The following is an 18,605-nucleotide window of genomic DNA, read 5'->3' on the forward strand; positions in this document are numbered from 1 at the left end:
GGTATCGGTTCGAACCAACGAATCGGCCTGCCTCTCGGGGGTCACAAATCTTCTGGCCGGATCGACCATTCTGCGATTTCTCTATCGATCAATCGCCATTGCTCTAAAAGGTCGGCAAGGTCGGCGCTGTCTACGACCGCATGATCGAGGCCCTCGAATTGGTCACCGAGATATGTGGCGAGGCCCGCACCGCCTTCGTTGGCGAACCACACTCCGACCAGATCCGCGATTTCCTTCAACTGCCTGAGAGTCTTTTCGGCATCGCGAATGTCGAAATTACCAAGCTCCCTGTCCTGCCGACTTTGCTTGTTCCCGGCATGAGCAACATGCGAGTTAACGTGCTCGGCAATTCGATCAAGGCTGGCGAGCCGAGTTTCGATCTTCTCCAATACCGTGGCTGAGATCAGATCGCTCGGGTTACGCCCTGATGGAGACACGCCGCTCAAAACATCGAAATGCCGATGCGCGGCCTGACTTTTCATGAGCTCTGGATCACCCCACACCGGACGCCCATTCGCGGCGACGAGGTGGTCATGTTGTTCTTGATGCAGGCGATCGAGATCGTATTGCGCGTCAAGCACTTTCTCGACGTAGATTCTCCTGGTCAACCAGTTTTGGCTCGCTTTCACGTCGTTGACGACAGATCGGATCGAGTAAACTCCCTTGGGGCCATTGATCGGGGCCTTATCGAGAAGTCGGCGAGTGCCGAGAAGCAGGCTTGACCAGTATCCCTCGGAAACGAGATTGAACATCATCTGGTTAAGCGGGGGTCTCGAGCCTCTCTTCTCATTTGCAAGACGGACGATCCGAACCGTCGTGCGAAAGGCGGCGTAGTTCCAGAGCAGATCCTGAATGGTTCTGTGGATGCCCGTTGTCTCGTCGCGAAAAGCATCCCGCCACGTGGCGATGTGCTGGTCATGCTGCGTCATTAGTTTTCCAAGCCTGAGCGCCAAACTCACCTCATCATACCGGCAGACGCCAACACCGGCGACGGCTATTCGCTTCTGATTCTTCATTCGCGCGGGCTCTTTTTATTGTTCCCGCGAATAAACGCGCATCTTGCCGTGGGCCTGACGGGGGAAGGCCTTCCCCCTGGCCGGCACTATCGTTGCCGGCGCACCCCCTTCAGCGGGGAGACCCCGCAACGCCCCCTGAGAGGGAGAGTGCGGACGGGTTTTCCGTGACGGGTTGAGTGCTGGAGGAGTGGCCTCCGGCGCCCGTCGCGGAGATCATCCCGATGGCCAGACAGGACCGCGCTCGCCCAGGCGGCGCCCGCAGCAATCTCTATGACGACATCACCGACAAGATCATCGCCGAGCTGGAGGAAGGACGGCTTCCCTGGGTCCAGCCTTGGGGGACTGCGGCGAAAGCGCCGCTTGCCATGCCGCGAAACGCCGCGACCTCGCGGCAGTATTCCGGGATCAATGTGCTGATCCTCTGGGGTGCCGTGGTCCAGAACGGCTATCCGACCCAGCATTGGCTCACCTATCGCCAGGCGGCAGCCCTCGGCGGCAATGTCCGTAAGGGCGAGCACGGCACGACGGTCGTCTATGCCGACCGCTTCACCCCGGAAGACGAGAAGCGCCGAGCCCGCGAGACCGGTGAAGAACCGGGACGCGTCCCGTTCCTGAAGCGTTTCACCGTGTTCAACGCGGCGCAATGCGAAGGCTTGCCCGAGGACATCGCTGTCGAGGCACCACCACCACCGCCAGGCATGATCGAGCCGAGGGTCGAGGCGCTGATCTGTGCCACTGGTATCGATTTCCGCATCGGCGGGGATCGCGCCTTCTATGTTCCGGCGCTCGACTATGTCCAGGTGCCGCCACCGGCCGCCTATTTCGAACCGATCAACTGGCACAGGACGGCGCTCCACGAGATGGGTCACGCCACAGGCCATGCCTCGCGCCTGGGGCGGGATTTTTCGGGCAGTTTCGGCACGAAGAAATACGCCTTCGAGGAGCTGGTGGCTGAGATGAACGCGGCCTTCTGCTGCGCCTCGCTCGGCATCGTGCCGACCGTGCGCCATGCCGACTACATCGGCTCCTGGCTGGAGGTGCTGCGCGAGGATAACCGCGCCATTGTCCGCGCGGCCTCACAGGCCAGTAAGGCGGCCGACTGGCTGCTGGCGCATCTGCCGGCCGAAGATGCCGGGGAACCGGATCCGGCTGCAATCGACGGGAGGGTCGCGGCATGATCCTCCTGACCGGAACACAGCGTGACCGGCTTCTGGCCAATGGATGCCAGCGCGGCGGGGATCACATCCCCGTCGTGAAATTCTTCAACCCCTTCGGCGCGGGCGTCTGGCTCGCCACCGAGCTGGATCAGGGCGGCGACATCATGTTCGGCCTGGCCGATATCGGCTACCCCGAACTCGGCTCGTGGAGCCTAGAAGAGCTGCGTGGGGTCCGGTTGCCCTTCGGCATGGGGATCGAGCGGGATCTGCTCTTCACCGGGGATTTCCCGATCTCGGTCTGGGCGGAGGCTGCGTGGGAAACCGGCAGCATCCAGGCGGCGGAACGAGCCCTCTACCGCGCCGGTGCGGCATTCACCCGCACATCCACAGATACGGAAAGCCGGGAATCCTGATTTCCGGTTGCCGGCTTTGTGGCCTGGCGTCGCACTCTTCAGAGGAAGAGGGCGGCGCTTCGCTTCGTGACGGGTTGGAGGTCGAGAGAGTGGCTCCCGGCCGCCCGTCGCGGAGAAATCACCATGGCCAAAGCTGCCAGGAAGAAGCCCGTCGCCCCGATGATCGTCTTTTCACGGGCGCGCGACATTCCGTTCAACCGGATCAGGCTGTCGGACAGCAATGTTCGCGAGGCTGACGTCGAGGCGGGTCTGGACGAACTTACCCATGACATCGACCGGCGCGAGGATCTCGTGCAGGGCCTCAACGTTCGCGCCATCCTCGACGCGGACGGCGTTGAGACCGGCGATTTCGAGACCCCGGCCGGCGGCCGCCGCTACAGGTCCATCGCGCGCCTCGTCGAAGCCGGTCGCTTCCCGGCCGATGGCCTCGTCCCCTGCATCGTCAAGAAGGCCGATGCCAAGACCTCGGCAGTCGACGACTCGCTGGCCGAGAACCTGCTGCGCCTCGCCCTGCATCCGCTCGACCAGTTCAAGGCGTTCAAGCGGATGTTCGACATGGGCATGTCGAAGGAGGAGATCGCCGACGCCTGGCGGACCACGCCGCGCTACATCATGCAGCGCCTTCGTCTCGCGACGGTCGCGCCGGCGCTGCACGACGCCTATGCGCGGAATGAGATGACGCTGGCGATGCTGGAAGCCTTCACCGTCAATCCCGACCACGAGCGCCAGCAGCAGGTCTGGGAGCGGATCAGCACGTCGTGGCAGAAAGAGCCCTGGCACATCCGCAGCCTGCTGACCGAGACCACGGTTCCGGCTGCCGACAAGCGCGCCCGCTTCATCGGCATCGACGCCTATGAGGCGGCGGGCGGCCCGGTGCTGCGCGATCTCTTCTCCGACGAGAACGGCGGTTGGTTGCAGGACGTCACGCTGCTCGACCGCCTGGTTGACGATAAGCTGCGCACTGTCGCCGACGAGATCGCCGGACAGGGCTGGAAGTGGATCGACGCGGCAGTCGAACTTCCCTACGGCTACGCCAACGGCCTGCGCAGGCTGGTCGGTGTGACCCAGGAGCTGACCGACGAGGAGCGCACCGCCCGCGAGGCGCTGCGCGACGAGTATGACGAACTCGAAGCGCAGTATGCAGAAGCCGACGACCTGCCCGATGAGATCGACCAGCGGCTCGGGGAGATCGAAGCCGAGTTGGAAGGCTTCGAGAACCGGCCCGTCACCTTCGCGCCGGAAGACATCGCCCGTGCCGGTGTTTTCGTCAGCATCGACCGCGATGGCGAGTTGATCGTCAGTCCCGGTTATGTCCGCCCCGAGGACGAACAACCCGAGAGCGTCGATGGTGAGGATGCGGGCGAAGGTGCCGACCCGTCCGATCCCGATGCGGTGCAGCGCGCGGTTATCACCGTCGGCGGCGAGCCGGTCCCGGACGGCGATGAAGAGGAGGACGATGCCGTCAAGCCGCTGCCCGAGCGGCTGGTGACCGACCTGACCGCCTGGCGGACGCTGGCGTTGCGCAATGCGCTTGCCGAGAATCCGCGCGTCGCCATGACGGCGCTGCTGCACAAGCTGGTTCTCGATACTTTCGAGCGCACCGCCACCTCGGGAACCAGCCTCTATGCCGCCGTGCGTCACATCTATCTTCCCACGGATGCGACCGGGCTCGCTGACAGCGCCGCCGCGAAGATGATCGACGAGCGCGCGGACGCCTGGCGGGGCGACATCCCCGCTGGCGATGACGACCGGCTCTGGGACTGGATCGACGGTCTCGACGATGCCAGCCGCCTGGCGCTGCTCGCCCATTGCGTCAGTTTCGGGGTCAACGCGCTTTACGAGCGGCCCAACCCCTATTCGGGGAATGGCATCTCGCAGCACGGTCTCGACCGCCGCATGGCCGAGGCCGAACGGCTGGCACAGGCCACCGGCCTCGATCTCGTCGAAGCGGGCTGGAGGCCCACGGTCGAGAACTACCTGGGTCGCGTGACCAAGACCCGCATCATCGAGGCGGTGCGCGAGGGCGCCGGCGATCGCGCGGCCGATCTCATCGCGCATCTCAAGAAGGGCGATATGGCGAAGGAGGCCGAACGGCTCCTGGCCGATACCGGCTGGCTGCCGGAGCCGCTGCGCCCCGCCATCGAGGCGCAGGCCGTGGATGGCGCGACCGATCAGGACGAGGACAGCGTGGCGCTGCCCGACTTCCTCGCCGGTGGCCATGAGGACACGGCCGAGGCCGCCGACGATCCAGAGGCCCTCGTCGCCGCCGAGTGACGCGCAGCAGCGGGGCGGCCTCCGCCGCCCCGCATTCCATCCCTTCCATCTGAAGGCCCGGCATCTCGCCGGGCCGCTTTCGTTTCAGGAGCAAGATCATGTCCGCTTCCCTCATTTTCGACATTGCGCCTCTCGGCTCGCTCGTGGCCTATAGCGACGGCCAGCCGAAACCGCCCGCACGTTTCACCAAGAAGCTCGCCGCGTGGAAATCCCGCAACGGGGCCGGTCGCCTCGTGCGCAAGGAACCGGGCCGCGAGCGCCCGACCTACACGACGCCGCCGTCCTTCACCCTGCATGAGGGTGATTTCGGCGAAGGCGGCATCATCCTCATCACCATCATGCGCAGCTACGGCATCGACAGCGATCTGAGCTTCCGGGTTGTCGAACGCCCGAAGATCGGTCAGGTCCGTGTTGTGCAGGATGTCGGAGAGAACGTCGAATTGCTGCACCTCGCGGAGAACCACGAGGCGGCCGAACTCTGGCTAGCCAGGAACGGCTACAGCCGCGCGCGCCTCGAGGAGATCACCGCCGACGAGGCAGGCGCCGATGCCGTCGAGGGTCGAGCTGCCGCGTGACCATCGCCGATCCCGTTCATCCGGCCCGCTTGTCCCGTGACGGCGGGCCTTCTTCGTTTCAGGAGAACACAATGGCCATTCCCGATCCCGTTCGAACGAACTTCGACACTCTGCTTCGTGCTGCCGATGACGGCAATCTCGCCCTTATGGAATGCCTCGACGCCGCGACCCGTGAGACACGCTATGTCCTGTGCGCGGTCGGCCGCGACGGGGGTGATTACGTCTTCACGCCGTTCGGCCATCTCGCAAGCGGCAACCCCTATGACGCCTATCTGCCGCCGGATCCCGACGATCCTGCCGGCTTTGTCGAGAAGGCCGAAGATGGGGGCGCATCATGATGACGGTCGATGAAATCTTCGCCGATGACCGCCGCAATCCGCCATCGGAGCGCTCGCTTCCCTGGGAGGAAACCCGCAACGGCGTCACCGTCATCGTGGAACCGAAACCGCATTGGGCCGAGGACATGTGCGCCTTCCGGCTCGATGCCCGCGAATACTGCCGCTATGCCGACTGGACGGCCCATGGCGCCCGGACGCGCTTTTTCGGTCATATCGACACCTCCGGCGACGATGTGATGATGAAGGCCCGCGCCATGATCGCCCGCGAAATCGCCGATGGGTTCTGGGACTGACCGGCCCTGAAAGCCGAACCTTGCACACGGGGCTATCGGGTATCGCTGCACAAGCAGCGATGGATCGAGTTCGAGCTTCACCATTGCGCCAACTCCTTGGTGTTGTGGGGGCAACGGGTTCCGTCCCCGGCCTGAAACACACCCTGAATATCCGCCGGCAACGAGGCTGGCGCAGCAAAGCATCTGCGACGGGTTTCCGGCACCGGCTCGACGCAAAGCACCATCCCCCGCTTCCATTCGCTAACCTTGGTCCGACCGTCTCTTTGCATTCAACCCCGGTGGGGTCGGCTTACGCGCGCGTGCCGCCCTCGGGGATTCGGAAAGAATCCGAACGCCCGAGGGTGATTGCAGATCCGGTCAGACACTTCGGGCGCCTGTCGCGCGGGGGATGGTCCCCCGCCTCCAAAGACAGGAGCCGGAACCCATGTCCTACGCAGATGCCACCGCTTTCGCCGCCAGCCTCGCCACCACGCTGATGGTCGTGATCGTCGTGTTCCAGGCCGGGGACGGCACCCACGGCGTTTATCTGAACAGTCAAGCTGTCTCACTGGCATTTCGCTGAGCTCGCCGGCTCCCGGAACAGCGTCTCGATCAGCGGACATTCCCGCCGATTGCCTTCTGTGCATTGGGCCACCACGTCCTTCAGCACTCGCTCCATGCGTTTCAGGTCGGCGATCTTTTCACGCACGTCGTCGAGATGCGCGGCGGCAACGGCGCTTGCCTCGGCGCAGGGCTGGTCGCGCTCGTCGACGAGGCGCAGCAGTTCACGGACTTCATCGAGGGAGAAGCCGAGCTCGCGCGCCCGCAAGACGAAGCGAAGCCGTCGCTCGTGGGTGCTGTCGTAGCTGCGATAGCCGCTCGCCGTGCGCGGCGGCTCCGGCAGGAGGCCGACCTTCTCGTAATAGCGGACCGTCTCCAGATTGCACCCTGTGCGCTGTGCGAGTTCGGCGCGCTTGAGGCCTTTCACGCCAGCGTGATCGCGCATCCAAAAATACCCCTTGACCCTGTAGTTGCTACAGACCGCACATTAGCGCCTGGATAGGTTTTCGACAAGAAGAGCGAGGTCGAACATGAATGCATCCCGACACGGACCAGCAGACGTTGCACCGACTGCGGCAAACCTGACGACGCCAGAGCGAAGCGAGGCCGGGCGACAGCGCCTGGTCGCCGTCGGCGGCATACTCGGCGCCATCGCCGCCTCGTCCTGTTGCATCATTCCGCTCGTCCTGTTCAGCCTCGGCATCGGCGGCGCCTGGATCGGCAATCTGACGGCGCTTGCGCCCTACAAGCCACTGTTTGTCGCCGCAACGGCGGGCATGCTCGGCTACGGCTTCTACCTTGTCTACTGGAAGCCGCGACAGGCCTGTGCCGATGGGGCTGCCTGCACGCGCGCCGTCCCCAGCCGCCTCGTTCAGATCGCGCTCTGGTTCGCGACCGTACTCGTCGCCGCTGCTTTCGCCTTCGACTACGTCGCGCCGCTGCTGCTTTCCGCCTGACACCAAGAGGAGACTACCCCATGAGGAAGAGTTTGAGCGCTTTCACTTTGATCGCGTCGGTGATGACTGCGCCTGCCGCCTTCGCCGCCGAACGCACTGTGACGTTTGCCGTCGACAACATGACCTGCGCCTCGTGCCCCTACATCGTGAAGACCACGATGGCGGCAATCCCCGGTGTCGCGAAGGTGACCGTCTCCTTCGAGGCGAAGTCCGCGACCGTGACCTTCGACGACGCTAAGACGAGCACCGATGCCATCGCAGCCGCCAGCATGAATGCTGGTTATCCGGCCCACCCGACGCAGCAAGGCAGCTAGATGACTGATCGCGCCGTAATCCGCGCAGGTGCCGTTGGCGCCGTCCTCGCCGCGATCTGCTGCGCGGCGCCGCTCCTCGCCGTCGGCCTGTCTCTGGCGGGTCTTGGCACGTGGCTGACAGGTGTGGGTGCAGTGGTGCTTCCCCTGATCGTCGCGGGCTTCGGCTTCGGCGCGTGGGGGCCCCATCATCGCCGGGCAAGAGCCACGGCCTATGAGACGAAGATTCGCAAGGAAGGCGTGAAGCCATGAACGATTGCTGTGCAACCTCCTCCCGGGACAACCCGGCCGTTTCTCAGCCCGCGACACTGGCGAGCTTTGCCGTTCGACCGGGCGTAACGTTTCCGGATTGGTCGGCGGTCACGTCGCCTGTGGTCAAGAACGCTCTGCAGGCGATGGTCGGGTCCGACCACGTGCTCAATCGCTGGAGCGGTTACGATCCCGCCACCGACAGGGTGCGTGTTGCGTTGCTCCGACTCTACGCCGACCACGGGGGTGCCCCGACCATAAGCGCGCTTGCGGAGCGTACAAAACTCAGTGAGATGGTCATCCGGCCACTGCTCGACGAGCTCCGCCGGCGCGACCTCGTCGTTCTCGATGGCGAGCTGATCGTCGGCGCCTATCCGTTCAGCGATCATAACACCGGCCATCGGGTCACTCTGGACGGACGCACGCTGAATGCAATGTGCGCGGTCGACGCGCTGGGCATCGGTGCCATGACCGATCGCGACACCGCGATCGCCTCGCCCTGCGGCCATTGCGGCGCACTGATCCGGATCACCACGCAGGACCGAGGGCGGGCACTCGCCGACGTCGAGCCACAGTCGGCCGTCATGTGGCAGAGCGTCCGTTATGAAGGCGGCTGCGCCGCGAGCTCGCTCTGCGCGACGACCGCTTTTTTCTGCTCGGACGAGCATCTTTCCGCCTGGCGCGACGAACGTTCCACCGACGAGCCAGGTTTCCGGCTGTCGATCGAGGAAGGACTGGAAGCCGGCCGTGCTCTGTTCGGGCCGAGCCTCGCTGGTCTCGATGTGGCGTCGAAGAGCCTGGTGGTCGCCAACCGACCCTTGCGCACAAACGGTCGCAATGGAGGCGCTTACGATCTCGTCGTCATCGGCGCCGGCTCGGCCGGCTTCTCGGCCTCGATCACGGCCGCCGATCAGGGCGCACAGGTGGCGCTCATCGGCAGTGGCACCATCGGCGGCACCTGCGTCAATGTCGGCTGCGTGCCGTCGAAGACCCTGATCCGCGCGGCCGAGACGCTTCATAACGCTCGCGTGGCGGCACGTTTTGCCGGCATTACTGCTGAAGCCGAACTGACAGACTGGCGCGGAACCGTTCGTCAGAAGGACACGCTCGTGTCTGGGCTGCGCCAGGCCAAATACGCGGACCTGCTCCCCGCGTACAATGGTATCGCCTATCGCGACGGGCCGGCTCGCCTCCTCGACGGCGGTGTCGAAGTTGACGGCGCGCGTATTGCCGCTGGCAAGATCATTATCGCAACCGGCGCGCGGCCGGCAGTTCCTGCTATTCCTGGCCTCGAGACCGTACCGTATCTCACCAGTACGACGGCGCTCGACCTCGAGGAACTGCCGCGATCGCTGCTGGTGATCGGCGGCGGTTATATCGGCGCGGAGCTCGCCCAGATGTTCGCCCGTGCCGGCGTCAAGGTGACCCTCGTCTGCCGGTCCCGACTGCTCCCCGAGGCCGAGCCCGAGATCGGCGCGGCGCTCACGGGGTATTTCGAGGATGAAGGCATCACCGTTATCTCCGGCATCGCTTACCGCGCGATCCGCAAAACCGAGGGCCGAGCGTCACTGACCGTCACGCGTGACGGTCACGATGTCCAGATCGACGCCGATCAGGTGCTGATCACCACGGGCCGCACGCCCAACATCGAAGGCCTTGGGCTGGCCGAGCACGGGATCACCGTCTCGGCGAAGGGCGGCATCGTGGTCGACGACCGCATGCGCACGACCAAGGCTGGCGTCTATGCCGCCGGCGACGTCACCGGCCGCGACCAGTTCGTCTACATGGCCGCCTATGGCGCCAAGCTCGCCGCCAAGAACGCCCTCAATGGCGACAGCCTGCGCTACGATAACAGCGCCATGCCCGCTATCGTCTTCACCGATCCGCAGGTCGCAAGCGTAGGTCTCACCGAGGCGGCGGCGCGTGCGGCCGGGCATGAGATCCGCGTTTCGACGATCGGTCTCGATCAGGTGCCGCGCGCACTCGCCGCCCGCGACACTCGTGGGCTTATCAAGCTCGTGGCCGATGCTGCTGGCGGTCGTTTGCTCGGCGCCCACATCCTCGCGCCGGAAGGTGCCGACAGCATTCAGACCGCGGCTCTCGCGATCCGCCAGGGTCTCACCGTCGATGACCTCGCGGACACGATCTTTCCTTACCTCACCACGGTCGAGGGGCTGAAGCTCGCAGCACTTTCGTTCGGCAAGGACATCGCCAAACTCTCCTGCTGCGCCGGGTGAGCACAATCGGCGTCAAGGGCGTTTCCTGCCGATGATCGGTATGACGTCGGCGGTGCGGTTATCGCGCCGCCGTTCCATAAGCTGGCACAGCGCGCGGACTTGACGATGCTGGGCGAGCACGGTTTCGACGGCGCGCCGCTCCTGTTCGGCCCGGGCCGTCCCCGCCGGCCGATCCGTCGCGTTGCGCCGGGCTCTCGACTCGGCAACTGCATGGCGGAAGGCTTCCAGCACCTCGGAAGCGCGGTTCGCGGTCGCGCGACTGACACCTGCCTCGATGGCCAGATTCACAACCGTCAGCCTGCCATCAGCCACGCGGGGGCACCCATAAAGGAGGCGCGCCATCGCCTCACGAAGCGCCTGTTCCGTGGCTGCACTGACCGGCTTCATGATGTGCGTTCCTTCAACGGCGCGATGAGCCTGCGTTTTCTGTCGTTGTCCAGGCGCAGCGCTTCGCGTTGCAGCGGGGAGAGACGCTTGTCGGCGAGAAGATCCTCCGCCTGTGCAATGGAGGCTTCCCATGGCGGGAGATGTCGCTCGACGAGGCAGGCGTTGGGACATCGGTCGGGCGCGCATCGCGACAGGACCGGCACCGAGGCTGAAGGTTTCTCAGACTCCCGCAGGCAGAGCGCCGTCAATGGGTCGAAGAAGCAGTCGTTCAGATATCCGACATGCAGCGTGCGCGCCAGATGCGCCAGCATCGCCTTCAGGCGCTTGCGATCGGCCAGTTGCCCCGGAAGCGGGCCGAGTTCGCGGCCGACCCGCTCCAGTTCCACGCCGACGCGTTTACCGGCGGGTCCGCCTGGACCGTGACCGCGTCGATGGTTTTCGAAGTAGTCGATGATGTCGTCGAGTTGTCCGAGCGCCAGTTCCTGTTCGACCTCCTGCCTGAAGCCGGATGCGGACGAGCCGGCATAGCCGTTGAACATGGCCACGGAGGCGTGCTTGTACTGGATTTTGCCGGCGACAACCCCGAAGGGCCGGTTCGCGATGTACCAGGCCAGCGTTCGCCTGAACTGACGGGTGTTGAAGCGCCAGACGTCTTCTCCCACTCGGGGGATCACAGGACTATCGTCCGCGCCATATCGCTCATCGAGATGTTCTCGGAATTGGTTGATCTTCTTGGCGATGAGTATCGGCGTCTCGGCATTGTTCGTCTCGCGGTCGTCAAGGGCAAGCCATAGCCGCTCTGTCCCCGCATTCCGGCGGAATCGTTCCGAAAGACGCTCGGCAACCCGGATCGCCTGGACGGCGGCCTCGATGGTGATCCATTCGACCTGTTCGCCGCGAGCGCCGCGATCCTTCCAGGTCACGCCCTCGATCGCCAGCCTTTCTGTTCGCCCGTCCCGGTCGAGATTCCGTTTCAGGCAGCCGGATCGCAGCGACTGCACCTCACCGTCGCGCATGCCCGTCAGATAGCAACACACGATATAGGCGGCCGTCTGCAGGTGCCGTTCTTCCCGCGCCAGGCTGATGGCATCGAAGCGCTCCCGCCACGGTCGCCCCGTGTCGGGATCCGGGGAGATCGGCGTGTCCATCCCGCCCACCTCGAACCCAAGCTCGTCGACAGCATCATGAACCATCGACAACAGGGCCGGATCTTTGTGGACGGTGGTGAGATGCAGCCCGCATTGCATCGTCAGGAGCTTCAGATTGATGACCTCGCCATCAAACCTGCCGCCCCGCGACAATCTGCCGGTCAGCCCCCCGATCGAAAGAGGTCTTTCCCAGACAGGAATGCCTCTTCCTTCCTCGCGACGCTTGTCGATCCAGGAGGCCAGCATTACCGCGGGCCGCGTGTGGCGGGCGCGCGAGCGTGCTGCGAACCGGCTGTTCAGTGCATCGGCTTCAGCCCGGGCAGTGAAGATGTCGTCGCAGAGGTGCTCGACATATTTCAAGGCCCATCGCAGCATTGCGCCGATGACCGGCTCCGGGATGCGCGCGGTCCGGTTTTCCGAACAGCGCGTTCCCTGGCCGGTTGCCCGATAGACCGGTCGGCCGCGCCACGGGGTGAAGGTGATGCCACCGCACGTCAGATAGGGCGCCAGGCGATGAAGCTGGACGATGGGCCTGAGGCACACACCCACGCGCCCCGGCGTGATCGGCCGCGCCCGGTGATGGGTCGCGTATGCATCGATCAAATCCTGATCGACGTTTGCCAGATCGAGCTTGCCGATCCGCGAGCGCACGAAGTCCAGGAACCGGCGCAGCGTCGCAAGCGCAGTATGGCCGGAGACTGGCCGCAACCGCGGCTCACCGTCGGCGCGCCGTTCATTCATCCAGGCATAGATGTATTCCTTCGCAAGCAACCGCTCTGCCGCGCAGGGGATCACGCCGAAGTCGACCGTTCGAAAGGCCTTTCTGGCCATGTTGAACATCGCCGGCGCCATATCCCAGACATCATCGCCGAACCGCGAGAGCGCCGCTCGGTCGGTACCATCCCTGAGAGGCATCGAAGCCAAAACGATGTCGTCATCGACCCTGAGGCGTGAGACGGCACGCTCATCGTTCAAAGGAGAGGTAGTGGTCATGAGCCGTAAGCCTCCGGCGGAAGATAGAGCAACCGCGCCGAGGATTCTGCCGCCTCAACCCGTGCGCCTCCGACGACGGAGGACGGGAACATCGGCAGAATTTGCTCCGTGATCCTGCGGTATGGCCGATCGAATTTCTCGTTCCAGTCGCCAGAAGGCAACGCCTCCCGCAGCTCGTCCATGAACGCCTGGAACGCGATCAGCGCCGGTAGTTTCCGTGCGGTAATGACCGCGTTGGAGCATTCCAGGCACCCCCAGAACGGCGTCGGACAGGCTTCGCCTTCCCGACCGAAAGGGCTGACGCGGAAGTTGCTGCACGCCGCCAGCCAAAGATCCTGCTCTCCGTCCAGGAGCGGGCCGATCTTTTCCGACGGCACCGGCAGCCCGGTCGCGTCGGCTGAGGTTCGCAGCCGGGCTTCATCCGCGGGCACAACGATCCAAGGTCGCAGAGCCGGCGCCATCGCGTCGGTCAGTGCCTCGACTATCGTCTGCTCATGCAGATGCCGAAGGGCGGGGATGTCGGCATAATGGTTGGCCGCCACCGCTACCGTGTGGCCGACGGCAAAGTTCTCCAACTGCCCTCCGGTCCGCTTATACCAGTCAGCCTTCTGGGTCTTGCGCAGCCTGGAGAGATTGAGCGCCAGCGATTTTCCGGCGTCATCGACGATTCCGTACTTCTCGACAAACGCGGCCACGCAGGTCCCCAGCTTTTTCGGCGACGACAGGCGCCCCGGCTTCCAGGTGATCCAGAGCTTGCTCGATCCAGTGTGCTGCCGAGCCTTTTCCGTCAGCTTGATCGCCAGCCGCAGGACGGCTCCGGGCGTCTCCCGTCCGCCATCGCGGACACGCAAGCGCTTCCACTGGGCATGATGCGCGCGCCGCTTTCGATACTCGATCTCGACATAACCCCGGTTGGGATTGCGCAAGCAGTCAGCCTCAAGCCCACGCAGCGCTTCGATCTCCATGCCGGTCGTCAAGGACAGCCAGACGAGGAAGCCGACGACATCGTACCGGGTCAGATGGAAGCCGGCATGCAGTTCCTCGACCGGAGGCGGCTCGAGCCCGCATCTATGAGCGTGGTAGCGCAGATTGTCGAACAGCGCGCCTTCCCCGGCGACTACTCCCGCCGTCACAATCTGTTCGACCACTAGGTCATAGCGACGGCGCAATTCTGGATCACGGCCTACATCCAGAAGTGGGGGAGGCAGAGCCTCGCCCGTCGCTATCCGGTCGCGAGCCTCGATGATCTGGCGCATCGCTGCCTGCAGCAACGTCGAGGCAATCCTCCCACTGTAGGCATCGCGCGGCTTTGAGACGCCGTGCTCGCCGTGACCGATGTATTTCAGGCGCAACAGTGTTTCGGGCGGAAGCCTTTCAGGATTGAGCTCGGCGGCGACGCGCAGCACCCCGATCAGAGCACCGAGCACATTGCGCTGATTGGGTCGCTCGCCGCCGTTCTGCTCCAGCCAGTCCTCATAGGCATTGATTACCGCCGGAGTTAAGTCGTCGAGACGACGAGGTTTTACCGACGCCCCTTCCAGGAACAGCCAGAACCGCCGCAGACGGCGGATAAAGGTGCCTGCGGTTTTCCAGAGTGGTGCCGGCCCCATCCGGTGGAGATACTCCTGCAGGAATGGCGCAACCTCATGGGTCAGCGCCGTCAGCGGCCAGGAAGACAGATTGACGTCGATCCTCCCGGCATCTTCCGTCCGAAGGACGAAGACGAGCGGATTTTGCGGATTTTCCTCTTGAGTGTCGAACAATTCGATTCCAACTGGGAAGGTGGCACGACGACCGCGTTTCATCACAGGGGTCCACCAGCATTAACGCGCAGTTCCCAGGCCTCGACCGCAGCGTCGATCATTTCCTGGCTTTCTTCCATGCAATCCAGGTAGATGTGAGTGCTTTCGATGCGGCTATGGCCCAGCAAACGCTGCAACTTCAGAAGAGGATCGCCAATCAAGCGGCGGTACGCCGCGCCGATATGGGATCGGCGTTCGTCGAGTACCCATCCGATCTGTTCACGCACGAGCAGCGACAGCATATGAACCGCAAAGGTGTGGCGCATCATGTGCGGAGTGACGTCGAGGTCGATCCCGAACCGCCTGCACCGTACGCTTGCCCTCCGGAAGACCACCTCCCAAGCGGCCGGGGGCATGGGCCGCGCCCCTTCCGCCAGCCAAAGACACAATGGTTCGGATGTTTCCGCCCATACCAAGCGGCTGCGTTCGCGCGGCGCCAGCACGTCGACACTGGCTCGAACTGTGTCCTTTTCCAGAAGGAGCCTTCCCCGATCGTGGCTGACGACACGGATCGGATGTTCGATTGACCTATTGCGCGGTTGCGAAAGGCGCATGAGGACATTGGTCCGTTCCAACGCCGCGTATTCATGCAGACGCTTCAGCACGCGCTCGGGCAAGCGGATCTCGCGCCCCTTGCTACCCTTGGCAATGGCCGGCGCCAGTCGGAAAGATCGGCTCCTCAATGCACCGACCGGCTCCGTCCTCGGGAACTCGATCCAGAGCAGACTTGCCGCTTCCTGGAGCCGCAGGCCCGTCGTGACGAGCAATTCGGCGAACAACGCATTGCGCTCGCTGTTGCGGCCCTGCCAGGTGGGATCCTCGCTCCCGTCTGGAAGACGACCACGCAAGCCGATCTCGCGAAACAGGAGATACCGATCCAGGGAAAGGAACCGGATATCGCGTGTCCGTGCGCCGCGCTCGGTGGCAACATTGGCAGCGACCGCTATGGCCCCGCCGCCGTTCGTCCGTCGCCATGATTGCCGATAGGTGAAAGGCGATTTGGCGATCATTCCCTCTTCAAGAGCCCATCGGTAAAGCTTGTCGAGCGCTGCTACCGACCGGTTCCAGCTCGCGGCCGAGATGCGCGCCGGAGGAAGCGCCAGACGTCGCGCCGCATGGAAGGCTGCGACATCGTGCCGATCAGCCGCCCAGAGGGCTCTGTTGTCTCGGCGCTCGGCAAGAAAGCGCATCCAGATCAGGATATCCCAACCATAGGCGCGCAAGCTGTTGGGCGAACGAACCCCCAACGTGGGGCAAGCTCGAAAGAACCGGTTCAGGTCGTGATCGTAGCTGTCGTCATCGCCAAGAATGAACGGCATGCCGTCCACGAGGTTCAGCTTCTCGGCGGCTGCGACTTCATCCACCGACAGCCTGTGGACGACGCCATCAACCGTAACAGACTGCCGCAGCGTCGAAAGATCCGTGAAGAAGAGCTGGGGCATCCTGTTCTCCTCGGCCGCGATTTTCCCGCCGGGACGGGCTCGAGCCCGTCCCGGCGGGAAAATCGCATCGCCTCACCTCAAGCGAAGGGGAATGTCGTCAACGTTGATCGTGTGCTGCGAACGTCACAGCGGTAAGACAGAACACAGAGTCAGGATAACGGCGCCATGCCCGCCGACGAGTTCGACGGCGACGAAGAGATGGTGAAGCTCGAACTCGATCCCTTCGGCTGAGGCGCGAAAGCGCCTCCGCCCGACGGCCCGGCCCGCGTCAGGCGCAGCCGGGCCTTGTGCCATGCGCAGGCTGCGCATCGCCAGCGGCGGTGCCGAGGCCTCGCCTCGGCTCTGGAAAGGGAGAGTTGGGCCGGGATCGGGGCGAGCCTGGCGGAAGGAGAGGAGAGCGCCGCCGGGCCATATCATCCCGCTCTCCTGGAGGATCATCCAATGACCGATACCGACAAACCAGCCACGCCGGAATTCGACATGGCCGCCAGCGTCGCGCGCTTCTTCGCCGAGCGCGATGAGCGCAACCGTCGCGCTGAAGCGGTCCGTCCCGACAACAAGACGGCGCTGTTCGATGCGCTGGCCGCCGCAGGCATCACTCTCGTGACCGTCACCTTCGACGGTTCTGGCGACAGCGGCCAGATCGAGGACATCACCGCGCAATCGGACGACCGGACCGTGGACCTGCCGCAGGGCGAGATCACCATTGCCACGGTGGCATGGGGAACCGACAAGGTGACCGCAATCTCAATGGGCGTTGAGGCGGCCATCGAACAGCTCGCCTATGACTTCCTCTCGGAAACCCATGGCGGCTGGGAGAACAATGATGGCGCCTATGGCGAGTTCAGCTTCGATGTGGCGGCGCGCACCATCACGCTCGACTACAACGAGCGCTACACCGCCACCGAATTCTACAGTCACGAGTTCTGAGGGGGTGGAAATGGCACATCCCTATCATCATGCGCTCTCGTCGGTGAAGAAATGGGGCGGCACGGTCGAGGATTACTTGCCCATCCATAGCTGGTTCGATGCCAGCAAGGAGATCCTGGCCGATTTTCGTCATCGCGCGCTTCGCCACCATGCCGAGGGCATCTTCATGGCCGAGACCATTTTCGGGGCGACGATCACCCTGTCCACCGGCAGGGTGATCCCGGCCCGATGGGTCGGGGAGCAGCATGTCCGCGAGGATCTGGGCCGTATCCCGTCCTTCGCCGATTGGGCGCGGGCAATCCACCCGGCGCCTTGGATGGGGCGGACGCAGCGGATCGAGGCGGAGGTCGATCCGCATTGCGTCAATGGCCGACTTCAGGAAGAAGTCTGAGCAGTCGCGTCAGCCTCCCCCTTATGAAAGCCTCTTGCCATGCTCAGCCATATCGTCATCTCCGTCCTGCTCTGCACGGCTTCCTGCGAACCGGCGGAAATCCGCGTCTGGGACGGTGACTCGATCCGGCTGGGTATGGGACAGCAGTCCGAAGCTGTTCGGATATTCAACATCGACGCTCCCGAAATGGAGGGCCGCTGCATCCATGAAACCGACCTTGCCCGGCAAGCGAAGATCAGGCTGGCGGAAATCCTGCAAGGTCGGCGGGTCGAAATCCTGCGTCAGGGGACCGACCGCTATGGCCGGACCCTGGCGGCGATACGCGTCGAAGGCCGCGATGTCGGCGATATTCTCGTCGATGAAGGGCTGGCGAGAACCTGGGCCGGGCGGCGTGAGCCCTGGTGCTGATCGCCGGATCGTCCCGCCGAGGTGCGGGACGATCCACCGTCGGGACGGGAGAGTAAGAGTGCGGGCCGGTTGGCCGTGACGGATTGTGAGGCGGGAGAGGGGCTTCCGCCGTCCGTCGCGGAGCATTCCCCATGAGCCTTTCCCACCACACCACTTTCGCCTCGATCGGCGAAATTGTCGCGCGACAGATCCTGCCCCGGCTGCGTCATGCCCAGAAGCTGCCGCTGCGCATCTCCTGCATCGGTATCGCCAGCGATGACGAAAGCGATGACGTCGGCGGCTTCGAGCGCACGCTCGTCATCGGCCAGTGCCAATCCCCCGAAGAGGCGTTGATCATCGCCAGCCAGCGCGTTGCGCGCGGTGATTTCCGCGTTGGACAGGGCGATGCGCTGCGCTTTCGCCCCCGCGTCATGGTCATTCAGGACAACGAACTGGGCCTTGTCCTTGCCGGTGAGGTCCGGGCCGGGATCGTGCTCTGGCAGCATCCGGTCGCCTCCGACGCCGAGGCTCGCCGCACCGTCACGGAGGCCAGCCGTCTGCGGGGCATGGCCTTCACGGCATCCGGGCGCGGCGATGCGGTATCGGCTCGTGATCTCCGCCACCGCGCCAGCCTGCTCGAGGCGCGGCTGGTCGATCCCTTCTGGCGCGAGACGACTGCCGATCTGCTGCGGCTGCCACAAGCTGCCTGACCTGTCGCCCCTTTCCATCCACTAGGCCCGGCCCCGCGCCGGGCCTTCTCGTTTCA

The 18,605-nt window shown here is 64.3% G+C and carries 21 protein-coding genes; 15 read left to right on the plus strand and 6 right to left on the minus strand.

Going from position 1 to position 18,605, the window contains the following annotated elements; all coding sequences use genetic code 11:
* Positions 1-41: 41 nt before the first annotated feature.
* On the minus strand, positions 42-1,016 hold the full coding sequence (locus J9800_RS21015; protein WP_151665651.1) for an AbiU2 domain-containing protein: 975 nt from the start codon (positions 1,014-1,016) through the stop codon (positions 42-44).
* A gap of 221 nt (positions 1,017-1,237) precedes the next feature.
* Here J9800_RS21015 and J9800_RS21020 point away from each other — a divergent pair, with 221 nt between their 5' ends.
* From J9800_RS21020 to J9800_RS21050, 7 genes are all read left to right on the plus strand, one after another.
* Entirely contained in the window at positions 1,238-2,194 is a 957-nt protein-coding gene (locus J9800_RS21020) for an ArdC family protein (protein ID WP_036749324.1), read from the plus strand.
* The gene (locus tag J9800_RS21025) at positions 2,191-2,586 is read left to right on the plus strand and encodes a DUF2958 domain-containing protein (RefSeq protein ID WP_012092593.1); all 396 of its coding nucleotides are present in this window, start codon (positions 2,191-2,193) and stop codon (positions 2,584-2,586) included. Before J9800_RS21020 ends, J9800_RS21025 begins: the two co-directional genes overlap by 4 nt.
* 123 nt (positions 2,587-2,709) lie before the next feature.
* The gene (locus tag J9800_RS21030) at positions 2,710-4,860 is read left to right on the plus strand and encodes a ParB/RepB/Spo0J family partition protein (RefSeq protein WP_012092594.1); all 2,151 of its coding nucleotides are present in this window, start codon (positions 2,710-2,712) and stop codon (positions 4,858-4,860) included.
* Positions 4,861-4,958: 98 nt separating this feature from the next.
* Positions 4,959-5,435 (plus strand): UCP036055 family protein, encoded by a 477-nt coding sequence (locus J9800_RS21035; protein WP_012092595.1) that lies wholly within the window; start codon positions 4,959-4,961, stop codon positions 5,433-5,435.
* Between the two features lie 71 nt (positions 5,436-5,506).
* Complete coding sequence (locus J9800_RS21040) at positions 5,507-5,773, plus strand: DUF6117 family protein (RefSeq protein WP_012092596.1); 267 nt, start codon at positions 5,507-5,509, stop codon at positions 5,771-5,773.
* Positions 5,770-6,066: a hypothetical protein gene (locus J9800_RS21045; protein WP_210845925.1), complete on the plus strand. Its 297-nt coding sequence runs from the start codon at positions 5,770-5,772 to the stop codon at positions 6,064-6,066. Before J9800_RS21040 ends, J9800_RS21045 begins: the two co-directional genes overlap by 4 nt.
* A gap of 424 nt (positions 6,067-6,490) precedes the next feature.
* Positions 6,491-6,628, plus strand: coding sequence for a hypothetical protein (locus J9800_RS21050; protein ID WP_166436082.1), 138 nt, complete (start codon positions 6,491-6,493; stop codon positions 6,626-6,628).
* Here J9800_RS21050 and J9800_RS21055 read toward each other — a convergent pair.
* On the minus strand, positions 6,611-7,051 hold the full coding sequence (locus J9800_RS21055; RefSeq protein ID WP_012092599.1) for a MerR family transcriptional regulator: 441 nt from the start codon (positions 7,049-7,051) through the stop codon (positions 6,611-6,613). The genes J9800_RS21050 and J9800_RS21055 overlap by 18 nt on opposite strands.
* 85 nt (positions 7,052-7,136) lie before the next feature.
* On the opposite strand from J9800_RS21055, the gene J9800_RS21060 reads away from it, so the two are divergent.
* Genes J9800_RS21060 through merBA form a run of 4 tightly spaced genes read left to right on the plus strand, consistent with a single transcriptional unit; the run spans position 7,137 to position 10,359 of the window.
* Positions 7,137-7,562: a mercuric transporter MerT family protein gene (locus J9800_RS21060; protein WP_012092600.1), complete on the plus strand. Its 426-nt coding sequence runs from the start codon at positions 7,137-7,139 to the stop codon at positions 7,560-7,562.
* A 20-nt stretch (positions 7,563-7,582) separates the two neighbouring features.
* Complete coding sequence (locus J9800_RS21065) at positions 7,583-7,876, plus strand: heavy-metal-associated domain-containing protein (protein ID WP_012092601.1); 294 nt, start codon at positions 7,583-7,585, stop codon at positions 7,874-7,876.
* Positions 7,877-8,125, plus strand: a complete 249-nt coding sequence (locus J9800_RS21070; protein ID WP_012092602.1) for a hypothetical protein — start codon at positions 7,877-7,879, stop codon at positions 8,123-8,125.
* Positions 8,122-10,359 carry a bifunctional organomercurial lyase/mercury(II) reductase MerBA gene (gene merBA / locus J9800_RS21075; RefSeq protein ID WP_012092603.1) on the plus strand — a complete coding sequence of 746 codons (2,238 nt, stop codon included), beginning with the start codon at positions 8,122-8,124 and terminating at the stop codon, positions 10,357-10,359. The genes J9800_RS21070 and merBA overlap by 4 nt, the downstream gene beginning before the upstream one ends.
* Before the next feature lie 12 nt (positions 10,360-10,371).
* Here the strand turns inward: merBA and J9800_RS21080 are convergent, their stop codons facing one another.
* From J9800_RS21080 to J9800_RS21095, 4 genes are read right to left on the minus strand one after another with little or no spacing between them, the layout of a single operon-like run.
* Complete coding sequence (locus tag J9800_RS21080) at positions 10,372-10,746, minus strand: hypothetical protein (RefSeq protein ID WP_012092604.1); 375 nt, start codon at positions 10,744-10,746, stop codon at positions 10,372-10,374.
* Positions 10,743-12,887: a hypothetical protein gene (locus J9800_RS21085; RefSeq protein ID WP_015647726.1), complete on the minus strand. Its 2,145-nt coding sequence runs from the start codon at positions 12,885-12,887 to the stop codon at positions 10,743-10,745. Before J9800_RS21085 ends, J9800_RS21080 begins: the two co-directional genes overlap by 4 nt.
* Positions 12,884-14,692: a site-specific integrase gene (locus tag J9800_RS21090; protein WP_012092606.1), complete on the minus strand. Its 1,809-nt coding sequence runs from the start codon at positions 14,690-14,692 to the stop codon at positions 12,884-12,886. Before J9800_RS21090 ends, J9800_RS21085 begins: the two co-directional genes overlap by 4 nt.
* Positions 14,692-16,131, minus strand: a complete 1,440-nt coding sequence (locus tag J9800_RS21095; RefSeq protein WP_012092607.1) for a tyrosine-type recombinase/integrase — start codon at positions 16,129-16,131, stop codon at positions 14,692-14,694. Before J9800_RS21095 ends, J9800_RS21090 begins: the two co-directional genes overlap by 1 nt.
* Before the next feature lie 441 nt (positions 16,132-16,572).
* Here J9800_RS21095 and J9800_RS21100 point away from each other — a divergent pair, with 441 nt between their 5' ends.
* The 4 genes from J9800_RS21100 to J9800_RS21115 all read left to right on the plus strand — a co-directional run bounded on the left by J9800_RS21100 (position 16,573) and on the right by J9800_RS21115 (position 18,549).
* Complete coding sequence (locus J9800_RS21100; RefSeq protein ID WP_012092608.1) at positions 16,573-17,061, plus strand: DUF6878 family protein; 489 nt, start codon at positions 16,573-16,575, stop codon at positions 17,059-17,061.
* A gap of 10 nt (positions 17,062-17,071) precedes the next feature.
* Positions 17,072-17,452, plus strand: a complete 381-nt coding sequence (locus J9800_RS21105) for a DUF6915 family protein (RefSeq protein WP_012092609.1) — start codon at positions 17,072-17,074, stop codon at positions 17,450-17,452.
* A gap of 39 nt (positions 17,453-17,491) precedes the next feature.
* Positions 17,492-17,860, plus strand: a complete 369-nt coding sequence (locus J9800_RS21110) for a thermonuclease family protein (RefSeq protein ID WP_012092610.1) — start codon at positions 17,492-17,494, stop codon at positions 17,858-17,860.
* A 131-nt stretch (positions 17,861-17,991) separates the two neighbouring features.
* The gene (locus J9800_RS21115) at positions 17,992-18,549 is read left to right on the plus strand and encodes a hypothetical protein (RefSeq protein ID WP_012092611.1); all 558 of its coding nucleotides are present in this window, start codon (positions 17,992-17,994) and stop codon (positions 18,547-18,549) included.
* Positions 18,550-18,605 lie beyond the last annotated feature (56 nt).

Source organism: Ochrobactrum sp. AP1BH01-1 (assembly GCF_018066705.1).
Lineage (GTDB): Bacteria > Pseudomonadota > Alphaproteobacteria > Rhizobiales > Rhizobiaceae > Brucella.